The 13,552-nt window shown below is 52.5% G+C and carries 11 protein-coding genes; 2 read left to right on the top strand and 9 right to left on the bottom strand.

Going from position 1 to position 13,552, the window contains the following annotated elements:
* Positions 1-502, top strand: a 502-nt coding sequence (locus QGG57_03425) for a hypothetical protein (protein MDP7007223.1), incomplete at its 5' end; no start/stop codon positions are given.
* On the opposite strand, the gene QGG57_03420 is transcribed toward QGG57_03425, so the two are convergent.
* Complete coding sequence (locus QGG57_03420) at positions 503-1,888, bottom strand: metallophosphoesterase family protein (GenBank protein MDP7007222.1); 1,386 nt, start codon at positions 1,886-1,888, stop codon at positions 503-505.
* 74 nt (positions 1,889-1,962) lie between these two features.
* Between QGG57_03420 and QGG57_03415 the strand changes: the two genes are divergently transcribed.
* Positions 1,963-3,453, top strand: coding sequence for a carboxypeptidase M32 (locus QGG57_03415; GenBank protein ID MDP7007221.1), 1,491 nt, complete (start codon positions 1,963-1,965; stop codon positions 3,451-3,453).
* On the opposite strand, the gene QGG57_03410 is transcribed toward QGG57_03415, so the two are convergent.
* From QGG57_03410 to QGG57_03375, 8 genes are all read right to left on the bottom strand, one after another.
* Positions 3,438-4,292, bottom strand: coding sequence for a M28 family peptidase (locus QGG57_03410; protein ID MDP7007220.1), 855 nt, complete (start codon positions 4,290-4,292; stop codon positions 3,438-3,440). The genes QGG57_03415 and QGG57_03410 overlap by 16 nt on opposite strands.
* 217 nt (positions 4,293-4,509) lie before the next feature.
* Positions 4,510-5,130, bottom strand: a complete 621-nt coding sequence (locus tag QGG57_03405; GenBank protein ID MDP7007219.1) for a nucleotidyltransferase family protein — start codon at positions 5,128-5,130, stop codon at positions 4,510-4,512.
* Complete coding sequence (locus QGG57_03400) at positions 5,114-6,241, bottom strand: XdhC family protein (GenBank protein MDP7007218.1); 1,128 nt, start codon at positions 6,239-6,241, stop codon at positions 5,114-5,116. The genes QGG57_03405 and QGG57_03400 overlap by 17 nt, the downstream gene beginning before the upstream one ends.
* Positions 6,238-7,224 (bottom strand): FAD binding domain-containing protein, encoded by a 987-nt coding sequence (locus tag QGG57_03395; protein MDP7007217.1) that lies wholly within the window; start codon positions 7,222-7,224, stop codon positions 6,238-6,240. The genes QGG57_03400 and QGG57_03395 overlap by 4 nt, the downstream gene beginning before the upstream one ends.
* A complete protein-coding gene (locus QGG57_03390) occupies positions 7,175-7,672 on the bottom strand; it encodes a hypothetical protein (GenBank protein MDP7007216.1) in 498 nt (165 codons plus the stop codon). Before QGG57_03390 ends, QGG57_03395 begins: the two co-directional genes overlap by 50 nt.
* A 6-nt stretch (positions 7,673-7,678) precedes the next feature.
* A complete protein-coding gene (locus QGG57_03385) occupies positions 7,679-9,364 on the bottom strand; it encodes a hydantoinase B/oxoprolinase family protein (GenBank protein MDP7007215.1) in 1,686 nt (561 codons plus the stop codon).
* Positions 9,365-9,375: 11 nt separating this feature from the next.
* Positions 9,376-11,493 (bottom strand): hydantoinase/oxoprolinase family protein, encoded by a 2,118-nt coding sequence (locus QGG57_03380; protein ID MDP7007214.1) that lies wholly within the window; start codon positions 11,491-11,493, stop codon positions 9,376-9,378.
* A 29-nt stretch (positions 11,494-11,522) separates the two neighbouring features.
* Positions 11,523-13,541 carry an enoyl-CoA hydratase-related protein gene (locus QGG57_03375; GenBank protein MDP7007213.1) on the bottom strand — a complete coding sequence of 673 codons (2,019 nt, stop codon included), beginning with the start codon at positions 13,539-13,541 and terminating at the stop codon, positions 11,523-11,525.
* Between the last annotated feature and the right edge of the window lie 11 nt (positions 13,542-13,552).

Raw genomic sequence — 13,552 nt, 5'->3', positions numbered from 1 at the left:
AGTGCTCGCTGCCGGCGGCGAGAGCGTGCTGTTCATCGACACCGAAGGGCTCTCGGCGGAGCGGCTGGAGCAGGTCTGCGGCGACGCGTCGCCTGACGGGTTATCCATCGCGGCACCGCTCGACCAAGCCGAGCTGCTCGACCTGCTCAAAAGCCTCGACGAGCCGCCGGCGCTGCTGGTCATCGACACGGTTAACGCGCACGCGCGGCTCGAGTATGCGCTCGACAAAGAGAAGTGCGAGCGAGTATTCACACTGATGATAATCCACCTGCATAATCTCGCGACCGAGCAGGGGCTGCCCATCCTGTTGACGGGACAGGTTTACGAGCGCGACGGCGAAGTTGGTCCTTACTACGGCAAGTCGCTGGTCCACATGGCCAAGACGCTGCTCCACCTCGAGAAGGCGCACGCGCCGGGGCTACGGCACGCGCGCCTCAGGAAGCACCGCTCGCTCCCCGAAGGCGTCGCCGACTTTTTGCTGACCGGCAACGGACTCGAGTAGTCAGCGCCGCCGCCGTGCGGCGATTGACATCACGCTGAGCGTGACCGGCAGGCCGGGGCCGGGCAGATCCTCGAGTTTCTGCTGCCATCCCGCTTTCGAGTCACTGGCGTTGCCGTCGGGGTCGGTCATGTTGTCGCCGTTCCCGTCGCCGCTGCCCGGACCGGGCGACGACGCCTTCGAAATCCAGAACTGGTCGGCGACCGCGCCGTCGGAGTTGCGGATGAAGCTGAAGTGCAGCTCGCCTTGCGGGGTAACTTCGAAGACCGAGTAACCGTAGGATGCCTCGCGGTAGGCGGACCAAGCGGGCTGTGGTTCTTCGAACTCGTCGTAGAGCGAGCGGCCACCGGTGCCGACGACGACATGGATGGGTGCGCCGGGGTTGCGGTACGGTTCCGTCGCGCTGGAAGTAGAATTTGAGAGAGGTTCTTCCTGGAAGACGGGGTAGCTGCGTTCGTAGCTGTGGTCGTGCCCCCAGACGGCGAGGTCGACGCCGTAATCGTAGAGCAGTTCTTCCATCGCGTCACGGAAATCAACTTCGCTGCCGTGTGCCGAGTTGGAGCTGTACATCGGCCGGTGCGCGAACACCACCAGCCACGGCGTCGCTTGGCGGTCCACCTCTTGGAGTTCGCTCTCTAGCCAGTTGTACTGCTGGCTGCCGGGCCCGTAGTCGTGCTCCGACGACAGAGATATAAAGTGAATCCCCTCGAAACTGAAGCTGTACCAGAACGGGTTCGACCCTGACGTGTAGAACCGCGTTTCATACGCGTCGAACTCGTAGTAGGCCTCATCCTCGTGGTTGCCGGGAGCATACATGTGCGGCACCGTTGCCGCCAGCGGCTGGATCTGGTTCTGGTAGTCATCCCAGAGGGACTGGTCCGCTACGCCCCCCGAGCCGACGTCGTTAGCGTACGATATGTCGCCGGCGTGGATGACTAGGTCCAGGCTCGCGGCGCGCATTTTCTGCGTTGTCGCTTCGGCGTCAGAGGAAATGCCATGGTCAGCGATGGCACCGATACGCACCGGGCGGCTACCCTGCGGCACGGTCACGAAACTGGCGACGTCGCTCCACTCGCCGTCGCCGCCGACGCGGTAGTGGTAGGTGTTGTTGGGAGCGAGGCCAGCCAGCTCGACAGTATGGATACAGGTGGTCCAGTCATACATCTCCCACGAACCCGATGCGGTCTGGTTGAGGCTGTCCGGTCCGAGGCCGTATTCGATGTCGCTGGACGAGGTGCAGAGCAGCGTCGTGGCTTCAGCGGTGCCCCACTGCACAACCATTCCGTCGCCTAGGGCATTCGTCGCCAGATGCACCTGCTCAGGCGGCTCGCCCGCCGTAGCTGGCGCCAGCCAGAGCAATAGCGTAGCCAGCAAAATCAACTGCCGCATCGCGCCCCACTAGCCGCGGGCGCAAATACGATTTCCCGCGTCAAACCCTTTATCTCCGGGCCAATAGCGGGAGCATGTCGGTCTACGACGATTTCATCGCTCGCGTGGAGGAGCTCTCGACTATCGAGGGCATCGGCGGGCTGCTCGGCTGGGACCAGGAAACCATGATGCCGCCGAAGGGCGGGAAGCTGCGTGCCGAGTCGCTGGCGTTCCTCTCGGGGCTGGCGCACGCGCGGCTGGTCGATCCGGCGATGGGCGAGCTGCTCGTGAAGCTCGCGGACGCCGAGCTCGACGAGGGAGAGGCGGCCAACGTGCGCGAGGTGCGCCACGCCTGGGAGAAGGCGACGAAGCTGCCGGCCGAACTGGTCGAGGAAATCGCGCGGCACAAGTCGCTGGCGCTGCAAATATGGCAAGAGGCGCGCGCCGAAGACGATTTCGCGAAGTTCCAGCCTGCCCTCGAGAAGATGGTCGAGCTGCAATGCCGGGCGGCGGAGCACTACGGCTACGACGACAACATCTACGACGCGCTGCTCGACAACTACGAGCAGGGGATGACGGTCGCGCAGCTCGACCCACTCTTCGCCGGGCTGCGCGAGGAAATCGTGCCGCTGGTGAAGGCCATCGGCCGCTGCGACCAGCCCGATATGTCGTTCATGGAGCGCGGGCCGTTCCCCGAGGCGGGGCAGCGCGAGTTTTCGCTGCGCGTCGCGGCGTCCATCGGCTTCGATTTCGACGCCGGCCGCATGGATACATCGACGCACCCCTTCTGCTCCGGCGCCGGCCCGCGCGACGTGCGCTTCACGACACGCTACGACGAGTCGTTCCCCTTCGGCTGCCTCTACGGCGTGATGCACGAGACCGGCCACGGACTCTACGAGCAGGGGCTGCTGGCGGAGCACGAGGGCACCCCGCTCGGCAAAGCGGTGTCGCTCGGAGTGCATGAATCGCAGTCACGGCTGTGGGAGAACCTGGTCGGCCGCAGCCGCGAGTTCTGGGAGCACTGGCTGCCTGACTTCCGCGAGACGTTTCCGCACGTCGGCGACCTCGATGTGGAAACCATCCACCGTGCGGTGAACCGCGTCCACCCGTCGCTGATTCGGGTCGAGGCCGACGAGGCGACCTACAACCTGCACATCATGCTGCGCTACGAGGTCGAGAAGGCGCTGGTCAACGGCGAAGTCCCGGTAGGCGACCTGCCGCAGTTCTGGAACTCGCGCATGGAGAAATACCTCGGTATCACGCCCCCGAACGACGCGCAGGGCGTCCTGCAGGACATCCACTGGTCAATGGGCGCCATTGGCTACTTCCCGACCTACACCCTTGGCAATCTCTACGCGGCGCAGCTGTGGGACGCCACGCTGCGTGACCTGCCCGACCTGCCGCAGCAGATATCGCGTGGAGAGACCGCGCCGCTGCTGGAATGGATGCGCAGCCACATCCACCAGCACGGCAGCCGCTGGGAGCCGGAGGAGCTGGTGCAGCGCGCCAGCGGCGCGGAGCCCGGGGCTGAGGCTTTCGTGCGTTACCTGAAAGCGAAGTTCGGGGCGCTTTACGGGCTGGCCTGACGCCCCTGCCGCCAGCGCACCAGCACCGCCACTCCGGCGACCGCGACGGCGATAACGAGCAGCGCCAGCACTGTCCGGCCGGCGCTGCCCCTGTCGTCGCCGGCAGCCGGTGGCTGCGCGTCCGCGTACGCCAGCTCTGTTACCAGCCCCGACGCAATATCGAGGCCGGTCTGGAATCCCGCCAGCAGGTTGGCGTGCGAGCCGGCGATGAGCTCGAGCGATTCGAGCCGGTCGGTCGAGAAGTGCTTGAAGGTCTGCTCGCAGCCGTCGTCCTCCTGCCAGGCGTACTCGTGCATGCCGCGGAACCAGATGGCGGGGATGCCGACGCGGATGAATGCGGCCTGGTCTGAGTTGGTCTCGGTGTCATCGATGGCGAGCACCCATTCGGGCGGCAATTCCAGATAGTCGTAGGCGACCTGCTCCAGGGCTTTGCGCAGCATCGAGAAGTTGGCGCGAGTCTGGTTGTCGTACTCGTAGTCGGCGTAGCCGGAGAAGTCCTCGACTGGCGAGGTGTAGAGGTAGAGCTTGAAAAATTCCTCATCGCAGAGCGGCGAGAGGCTGGCGCGGTTCGGGACCGGGTACGAGAGCCCGAACATGTCGAAATTCAGGTTCGCCAGCACGGTCGCGTTGCCGCGGGCCGACTCGACGAACAGCTGCGCGCCCTGCCCGCCCTCCTCTTCCGAGTCCCACGCGCCGAAGACCAGCGAGACTTCCGGCTGCGCCGCTACCTCCTGTGTGAAGTAGCGCGCCAGCTCGAGCACGGTGGCGGTGCCGACGGCGTTGTCGTAGGCGCCTGAGTCACTGCTGATGGTGGCGTCGTAGTGGCCACCCAGGACCAGCCACTTGTTCGGGTCTGTTGCATAGCCTTAATCATGGATGGAAAGGTCGAGGTGCATTCACTGGATGAGTTGGACCGCCGGTGGTGAAGCGCAATCTTTTCTGTGAAAAAACTATATTTATTCACAAACTAATTTATGAACTTTCTTTATATTAGACCCAGGGAAGATGGTTGATATGTCACAAGACAACTTGTTAGTCACTATACTCAAAACAGTATCACGAGGTATGACTTGATTCCAGATTATCCGGTAGGTCACCGGGTCTGTCCACGTCAATCCCACCCTGAGGGAAAAGGACTGCCCCGATCTTCTCCGCGCGATTATGTAGGATTTTTTTCGCTCCAGAATCATTACTCAGCATTTTTAGCTCGGGGAAATATTGTTTTTCAAAGAGGGCTGGAACACCCAAGATTCCGTCATAATCGCTAGCGGTAATCGTATACCCAGATAGGAACAGATCAATGAGCGAGTCAATGACTTTCGCTGTTAGAAAGGGCTGGTCGCAGACCAGAAACAGGGCTGCGCGTGTATTATTGTTAATTACTTCCATTTCCTCCAGTCCTGTTCGGATAGAGGAAGCTATCCCGGACCTCCAATATTTATTCTGTACCGGATGTACTGGGAGCTCAAAAATACTGCCGTGGATGGATGGAGCATGGGCGCCCAGCACTACAATAACTTCACTGCATTTTGAGGCCATGACACACCGGATAGTGTGACCAAGAAGAGTTGTATCTCTATAGGGAAGTAACTGTTTTGGAACTCCTAGCCGTTCGGAAGAGCCTGCTGCCAGTATGATGGCACATATATCCAGTCTGCCGTCAGAATCTGGCGACATTGAGTTCCATTATCTCTGGACTTTTCAGGACGTCTCCTGCACTCTTGCTCAGGATTGCCTGTATCTCCGATACTATTGATAGTGCTATTTCAGCCGGAGTTTCGCTGCCGATATCCAGTCCAACCGGGGAGTGGAGTCTTTTCCTTGCGTCTGAAATACTCATTACTTCTGCCAATTCAACTTCTTTCAGGAGGTTATCAGTGCGGATTTTTGTACCAAGAAGCCCAAGATAATCCAAACCCACCGGTAGCAGTATTTTCAACAATTTGGCGTCACGGAGATAGTTGTGCGTAAGGATTACTGCAGCATCGACTTTGGAGAGATTTACGCTATTGACCAAGTTCTCAGATGCAGCCTGAACTAGGTTGTCTGCGTCGGGAAATTTCTCTTCGGTAAGGTATGCAGGACGATGGTCTGTAACGGTAACTCGCCAACCGAGGCGTTTCGCAAAGGATACTAGTGGCAGTGCATCGCTCCCAGCACCAATTACCAGCAAGTTAATGGGTGGGCAAATGACATTGGAAAAAATTTCCATCTCGCCCAACTCCGTGAGTGAAATCTGGTTCGCACTGTTAGAACCGACCGGCATTTTTCTTACCAAGGACTGAATTGTCTCAATGGTAGTCTGGGAGACTATATCCGTAATCAATCGATTGTCCTCAGCCAGAAATAGTCTGTTTCCCACCTCTTTTTTGTTCCCGGACCTGTGAATAACAACCGACCTGACCGAGGAGTCCTGTTCAATCAGACGGCCAATATGTTCTAGGAAAAAATGAGATTTATTAACAGATACTGGCTCGAGCAAAATATCAACTTCGCCGCCACAACCAATCCCAAGTCCGAATACTATGTCCTCAGGTGACGAAGTATCATATTTCATCAGTAATATTTCTCCAGTCGAGAGTGCTTTTTCCGCATGATGTAGCAAGTCTGTTTCCAGGCAACCACCACTGATGTTGCCCACAAATTCCCCAGATTCGACTATCAAGGCTTGGGCACCCGGTTTCCGGTAATGAGAGCCCTGCACTTTTACCAACGTTGCCAAAACAGAAGATTTACCAGAATCGCGGCACTGTTGGTAAGCCTTTATTATCTGTTCGAGTTCGTTCATTTGTTTTTGGGAAGGCTCTGATCGATGCTTTTCCACCAGTCCCGAAGAAACAGGTCAATCATCTGTCGGCGGTATTTCAATGGCATGAGGTCATTGTTAACTGTCTTACAATTCTTCCGAGCTGCCTTGACGAGACTTTCCAATGTCAGGTCTACGAGAGATTCCTCGATGAGAACAGGTGACATGGACACTCCATTCAGACAGACCCGGGCAACGCCGCCACTATTGACTGTCGCAGCGACTGTCAGAGAAGTGAAGTCCAGTGTTTTCCGTAAGCGGAGTTTCCGGAACCACCAGCTTGCCGGCTTTTCTGAAACCTGGATATCAGTCAGGATTGCATTGTCACCCAGATGCTGGTGGAAATTAATCCCATCCGGAACATAAACATCTTTCAGGTTGATTTGTTTTTTCCCCTTCTGGGACTGAATCTTAACTGTGGCACCAAGGGCAATCAGAGCCGGCGCCGTATCTGACACATTTCGGGAAAAGCACTTACCCTTTCCTCCGGTTACTAGGCATATATCTCCTACATCCCTTATACAGGAGCCAATTGCATCCCGCCATTCCTGTGACTGGTTGTAGAATGTGCAACGGTTGTTAACCAACAAATTGCCGCCAAGGGTAGCAGTTTTTCTGATTACTGGTGTTGCCACAGACTTAGCAGCTTCAATTAGTATCGGAAAATGATTCTTAATCTCTGAGCAAGTAGCGATGTCATCCAGAGTAATGGCAGCTCCAAGTCTTAGCGAATTTCTGTCAACCTTAAACGCAGAGGTATCCACGAGTTCGCTCAGGTCAATGATAGTTTCCTCATTTACCAGTTTATGTTTCCGGTAAATCAGCAGGTCGGTTCCACCCCCAAAATATACACACTTTCCCGGCCGGTCTGATGCCAGAGAAAGGGCCTCCTTGACTGTGGCTGGGCGGAAAAAGCTACTCACGATCCGAATCCTTCTCCCTGAAAATTCTTTCACAACGCTCATCGCCGGCTGGTATTGAACTTACCGTTTCCACCTCTATATCAGTACCCAGTTCACGGTTGAAATCAGTTGTAATTGTCTTGAACCAGCAGTCGCAGCCAGGCTGATCTTCCTCCACAGCATCAAACTTGACGTGCCAGTCATGCCACGGGCACACATCATGAATAACGCTGACCTCGTCATCATTGTCAACGACGCGTGCACTTTCACCCATGGAGAGGGAACTATCCACTATCATCTGGGCAATCTGGGGTGAGACAGGCTTGTCCCTTTCCACTTTTCGAAGATAGGCTTTGGCCGTATCGTGTCCTGCAATCTCCCAGTATTGCAGTACAGCATCCATGGGCGACCTTTCGGGATACATTTTCATGAAGGTTTCTCTCCATTCGAAGAAAGTCGCTCTACTAATCTGACAGAGTGCCTTGAATCTCTGTTCGAGTGTGTAGTTCATATGCTTTCAGTCCGCATCAGATTTGACCTTATATATCTCTTCAGCCTGCTTCTGCGAGACTACCTCGTCCCGCACGTCTCTCAACACTTTTTCACGTCTTCTCTCCTCAGGTTTTCCATATCCGCCACCACCACTGGCGACCTGATGGTAGACTGTACCAGCCGGTATTCCCTCAATCATATCCTTACTCATGGGTACGACTTCTTTCCCATCGGCGTAAGTGAGGCAAATTCTGTTCAGGATACTCTCCTTGCCTCCAAATAGGCCGTAGGGTGGTTTTATGTCGCCATCCCCGAAAACTACCATGGTGGTGTTATTACCACCCAACTCAATTTCAGTTATCACGCCCAGACCTCCTCGCCACTTTCCCGCTCCGGCGGAATCTTTTAGATACTCATGCCGCATCAATTTATGCGGTGTTTGCCGCTCGAACATTTCATAGTCCTGATCAAGCACACCTCCTGAGGCGTCTATCATACCAATATGATCGTAGCCGTCTGACTGATGCAATGCCCCTGAACCACCCTTCATGCCGAGGAAGCAGATGTCTACATATTTTTCGTCTGTTCCAGGGTGAACACCTGTAAAAAGCGAACACAAAAGATGATTCCACCCCGCAGTGACGCGTTCTGGAATTGCCAGACTTAGGGCCTTGAAAATGGAATCGGCTACTTGTGGGCATAGATGATTTCCGAATGTAGTGGCTGCAGGATAGGCAGCGTTCAGGATTATGCCTTCAGGCACAACATAACGCAGTGGTTTTATCATTCCTTCATTATGTGGAATATCTGGGTTAATCATCTGGAGGAATGTAAGCGTGATGGCTGAGCATGTAGATGTGTAGGTGCCGTTCACGAAACCTTTTGTCTGGGGAGATGATTTGGAGAAATCAAAGCAGATAGTTTCATCCTCAACCGTGATTTTTGCGCGCACGGTAAATTGAGTTCCCTCATGCTTTCCGTCATAGAATACTATGCTCTCACCCTCATAAATACCATTGGGGATGGAGGCTATTTCACTCCGCATCATTTTTTCCGTAGAACTGAAAAGTTTCTCCTTGTGAGCTTCATAGCACCCTACACCGTACTTTGCTGCCAGCGCTTTTAACCTCCTCTCACCCAGTGTACAAGCACCAACTTGGGCTTTAATGTCTTCCTGAACTATGTCTAGCCGAATATTTGCAAAAATCAGATTCCAGACATCCTCCCTCAGCTGCCCTTTTTCATAGATTTTGACAGCCGGGATTCGGATTGCTTCTTGCCACACTTCCGTGGCGTTTGGGTTGTACCCTCCCTGCACCGCCCCTCCAATGTCTGCCTGGTGCCCCTTCGCGGCAGCCCAGCCAATTAAGGTCTCATCGTAAAAAATGGGCTTGAAGACAGCGACGTCGTTGTTCTGATTACCCATGGAAAACACATCGTTGTGTATGATGACATCTCCTGGATGTATATCTTCACCATACTGTTCTAGAATGACTCTGCAAACGGGTCCCAAAGAAAATGAGAGAATCGGCAGATTTTCAGTCTGCTCCAGCATCCGCCCTTCGGCGTCATAAAGTCCAGTCACGAAATCCTTTGCTTCGCAGAGGATTGGAGAGCGAGTAGTCTTGGTCAGTGAAATACTCATTTCATCCGTAATGGATTTGAATGCCCGTTGAAAAATCGAGAGAAGAATTCTGTCAATATCTACCATTGCACCCTCTTTTAGTTGGTTGGCTCAAGTCTGAAACCCTCTGGATATTTATCTCGGTTGTATACAATGAACGAACCCCCAATTCCACTATCACAATCGTAGGAATTTCCCAGAAAAATCGTAGTATTGACCTGCTCGATAATTGCAGGACCTTCGATAGTGTATCTTTCCGTTAGCTTATCTCCATCGTAAACCGGAACTTCTTTCAGCTCATCTATTTCCGGCACGTAAGCTCTTCGTCTGCCTTTCAGTGCAGTATTGGGATTTCGAACCGGCGTTGAACTATCAATTTCGGCAGGAAGATTTGGCTTTTCGATGACGCCAATTGCCCTGAGACGGAGGTTGATAATCTCCAGTTCAGTCCCTTCCTGTTCAAGTGAATATCCAAACTGGCGGTTGTGTTCCTTGTGAAATTCACGTTGGATTCTCTCCAAATTGAATGATGCTATATCATCCATGCTCGTAGGAAGTGGCACTTCATGATACTGTCCCACATAGCGCAAATCCAATGAAGGCTGTAGTTGAACGCATTCTTTGGCAATCCCTTCTTTTGACATGGTAAGTTCGCACTCAGCTATCAGTTCTCCGAGGACCTCGAGAAAAGAATCTTTGTCGATTTCAGAAAGCCTGGTAATGTACGACCTGACAAAATCGTATTTCAGGTCTCCTAGCAGCATGCCGGTAGCACAGAAGATCGGTGCAACATCAGGCACCACGAACATCGGTATTTCCAACTCACGACAGATTTCTCCAGCATGAATGGGGCCAGCTCCTCCAGCCACAATCATCAAGAATTCCCTTGGATCATATCCTCTCTCTACAGAGACTTGGCGAACACCTTGGGCCATATTCGTGTTGATGACGCGATACATGCCTGCAGCGGTCTCGACAGTAGAGAGATTAAGGGGCTGGGCAAGTTCTACGCCTGTTTGTTCGAGGGCTTTTTCAGCATCCAACTTGTATTTTCCCCCAGCAAAGAAATCTGGATCAAGATAACCAAGGATCAGGTCAGCATCAGTACAAGTCAGTTCTTCACCACCTTGGTTGTAACACACAGGGCCAGGTCGCGAACCGGCGCTCTGGGGCCCCATCTGTAGCAAGCCGCCACGGTTTATCCAACCGATGCTGCCGCCTCCAGCCCCAATGGTTACAATGTCAAGGGTTGGGAGGGCGACCCTATAGCGATTGATTTCTCCATCTGTACTGGTTACACATTCCCTCTCCACCACCATACTGGCATCGAAACTGGTCCCACCCATATCAATGGTTATGCAATTATTGTATCCTAAAATCCCTGCGTAATATGCTCCTGCGACTGGAGCGGCAGCTGGACCAGACAAGACCGTCACTGCTGGTATTTTTCGTGCAACTTCCGGGGTCACTACACCTCCATTGGATTGCATTATCAGGAGACTCCCTCCGAACTTTAAATCTTTCAGTTTCTCTAGAAGGGACTGGAGATATTTGTCAACCAGTACACCGATGCAAGCATTCACAACCGTGGTGCTCAACCGCTCATAGAATCGGATGGATGGTAGCACTTCATAAGAGCCGGTAATGAATACACTATCTAAGCGGTCCCTCAGATACTCTGTAGCCTGTCTCTCATGCATTTCGTTCATGTAGGAATTCATGAAACAGACTGCAACAGCCTCTACTTGTTCATCTTTCAACCTCTCAATTAGTGAGTCCAAATCGGATTTGTTTAATGGAGTCTGTACGTTACCTTCGGAATCAATTCGTTCATTTACTACTAGCCTGAGATATCTTGGAACAAGTGGTGTGACATTTCGATAGTGGTTGTTGTACTGCTCTTCCCGGATGCCGCGTCGCATTTCTAGGGCATCTCGCATACCGAGTGTCGTTATCAGGGCAGTTTTCGCCCCCTGAGCCGTAAGGAGTGCATTAGTGGCAACCGTAGTTCCATGTACTATGGTATCGATGCTCGAGATAAATTCTGAGGCATCTTTGTGGAGCTTTTTTCCTAATTCCTTTATCCCTGTAATGAAACCAATAGAGGAATCCTCCGGTGTAGACAGTGTCTTGTGTATTACCATTTCACCTTTAGCGGAAACAAGGAAGAAATCCGTGAATGTTCCGCCCACATCTATACCAAGTTTGTATCTCATGTAGTTTCTAAAAGTAAGTGTTGCCTTCTCTACTTGTGCACAAATTTTGCTTTTGCTCTCGGGCCGTTAGTCAGGAAATTTGCTAAACCAATTTTCATATCTTTGGTTTCGAGACACTGCCCGAAAAGCTGCGCTTCGAAGTCGAGTCCTGCATCCAAGGTCATTTTGCTCCCTCCATAGATCGCCTCAGTGATTAGGGAGTCTATCTTCTGGCTCAGATGGCCAATGTCCAAGTCGGGAATATCGCCACTTTGGCTGAGAGGGTGTTCAGCTATAGGTGCGAGTTCCAGAGCCCCATCTGCCAGTTGTCCCACCAGAAAAATTGCAGCTTCGATTAAGTCACTTTCCACTTCCTTGTGGACTAAGCCAATTTCGGTTGCTTCCTTAGAGGAAATAGTGCGGCCTGTTCGCAATATTTCTGCTGCTATGTCGACCCCCACCAGCCGTGGCAGTCTCTGTGTAGCACCAGCACCAGGGATGAAACCAAGATTAACCTCTGGCTGTCTGACTAGAACAGCTAATCCTTTCCGACATATTCGGGCACTACAGGACATGGCCAGTTCATTTCCGCCGCCGAAAGCAAATCCGTTCATGGCACAAACAACAGGTTTTCCAAGAGCCTGAATTCGACTGAATACAGTCTGAAAGCGGCGTGCATTTTCGTATCCTTGATCAGCGGTCTTCAGAGAGGCAAGCATGTTGATATCTGCTCCCGAAACAAATGCCTTTACACCAAAACCAGTGATGACCGAACCGATAACCGACGTATCTTTTTCAGCTTCAAGCAAACCTTTCTCCAGTTCAGCAATTACACCAAGATTAAGTGCGTTCAAAACTTTCGGACGCCGGATAGTAAAGACTGCGACCCGACCTTCCAGTTTTTTTACTATTCGGGAAATCTCCCATTTTCCTGCTGCCCGCGCAGCTTCGAGCGATGCTGGAATGGAAAATCCATCCTGCTCATTGCAAAAATCTTCAACAAGCTGGTAAACATTGTTGAGACCGAGTTTATTCATTAGAGTAAAAGGAGCTTTCATTACCAACGCTATCTCACACGCCATATCAAGATCATTAACATTGCTGATTCCCTTATCTATAATGAAGGAAGAGAGTGCAAAATAAGCGCCGAGAAATTGTTTTTCCAAAATGGCCTCCTTTTCCGAGGCAATGTTCACTTCCTCGCCCCGTTGGGCAATCTCCCAACTAGTACCATTTCTGACCTCTTCTTGCAGTGTCTTGGGTGACTTAAACCAAGGCATGAGTTCATGGTTCATTTCATCCAGACCATGGTCAGTGATGGGGTTTCCCCCCGTCAGGGTCAACGCAGTGAAGGGGCCCACACCCAGTCCCAGTGCCTTGCAGGCGGCAGCATCAATCTCCTTTACGGTGCCATATCCCTTTTCAAGGCATAAAATAGCCATCTGGCAAAGTCCTTCAAAAATAGGGTCGATAGCGTAACCGTAGGAACTTTTCACCCTGATGGGAACCTTTCCGATAGCTTCATAGAACTCCATAAGCGAAGTGGTAATTGTTTCGCTAGTGTCTGCACCAGGTACTATTTCTACAACAGGGTTGCGTTCAGCTGGGAAAAAGTAGTGAGTGACAAGGCAGCGTTCTTTTTCGACAATATTCTGAAAAATTACTTCCGGGCGCATGTGAGACGAATTTGACAGGAACAGGCATTTTTCTCCACAAATCTCTTCGACTTGGCTGAAAATTATTTTTTTTATTTTTTCGTCCTCTGTGGCAGCTTCCAGAACTACTGCCGAACCTGCGATTGCCTGATAATCTGTGGTATACGATATACTGTTCCTCATTGTTTCAGCCATTGCTGGTCTGAACGCACCGCTTTCAACACCTCTTTGGATTTTCTTTTCTATTCTGGTCTTTGCATTCGAAAGTGCGTCATTAGATATATCAACCAGGATCAGTTCAACACTGCTTTTCGAAAACACTTTCGAAAAGTGCAGGCATATATCAGGCCCTATCTGACCAGCACCGATTATCGAAAGCTTAGATATGGATAAGGTTTTGTAACGGTAACTCATGGTTCACCAAA

Source organism: Candidatus Poseidoniia archaeon, assembly GCA_030748895.1.
Classification (GTDB): Archaea; Thermoplasmatota; Poseidoniia; order MGIII; family CG-Epi1; genus UBA8886.
This window is presented reverse-complemented; position numbering and strand designations above follow the sequence as displayed.

Excerpts from the sequence above, each read along its gene's own strand:
- QGG57_03420 (MDP7007222.1), bottom strand. The coding sequence starts at position 1,888 with ATGCGGCAGTTGATTTTGCTGGCTACGCTATTGCTCTGGCTGGCGCCA.
- QGG57_03375 (MDP7007213.1), bottom strand. The coding sequence starts at position 13,541 with ATGAGTTACCGTTACAAAACCTTATCCATATCTAAGCTTTCGATAATC.
- QGG57_03380 (MDP7007214.1), bottom strand. The coding sequence starts at position 11,493 with ATGAGATACAAACTTGGTATAGATGTGGGCGGAACATTCACGGATTTC.
- QGG57_03390 (MDP7007216.1), bottom strand. The coding sequence starts at position 7,672 with ATGAACTACACACTCGAACAGAGATTCAAGGCACTCTGTCAGATTAGT.
- QGG57_03385 (MDP7007215.1), bottom strand. The coding sequence starts at position 9,364 with ATGGTAGATATTGACAGAATTCTTCTCTCGATTTTTCAACGGGCATTC.
- QGG57_03415 (MDP7007221.1), top strand. The coding sequence starts at position 1,963 with ATGTCGGTCTACGACGATTTCATCGCTCGCGTGGAGGAGCTCTCGACT.
- QGG57_03395 (MDP7007217.1), bottom strand. The coding sequence starts at position 7,224 with ATGAGCGTTGTGAAAGAATTTTCAGGGAGAAGGATTCGGATCGTGAGT.
- QGG57_03400 (MDP7007218.1), bottom strand. The coding sequence starts at position 6,241 with ATGAACGAACTCGAACAGATAATAAAGGCTTACCAACAGTGCCGCGAT.
- QGG57_03405 (MDP7007219.1), bottom strand. The coding sequence starts at position 5,130 with ATGTCGCCAGATTCTGACGGCAGACTGGATATATGTGCCATCATACTG.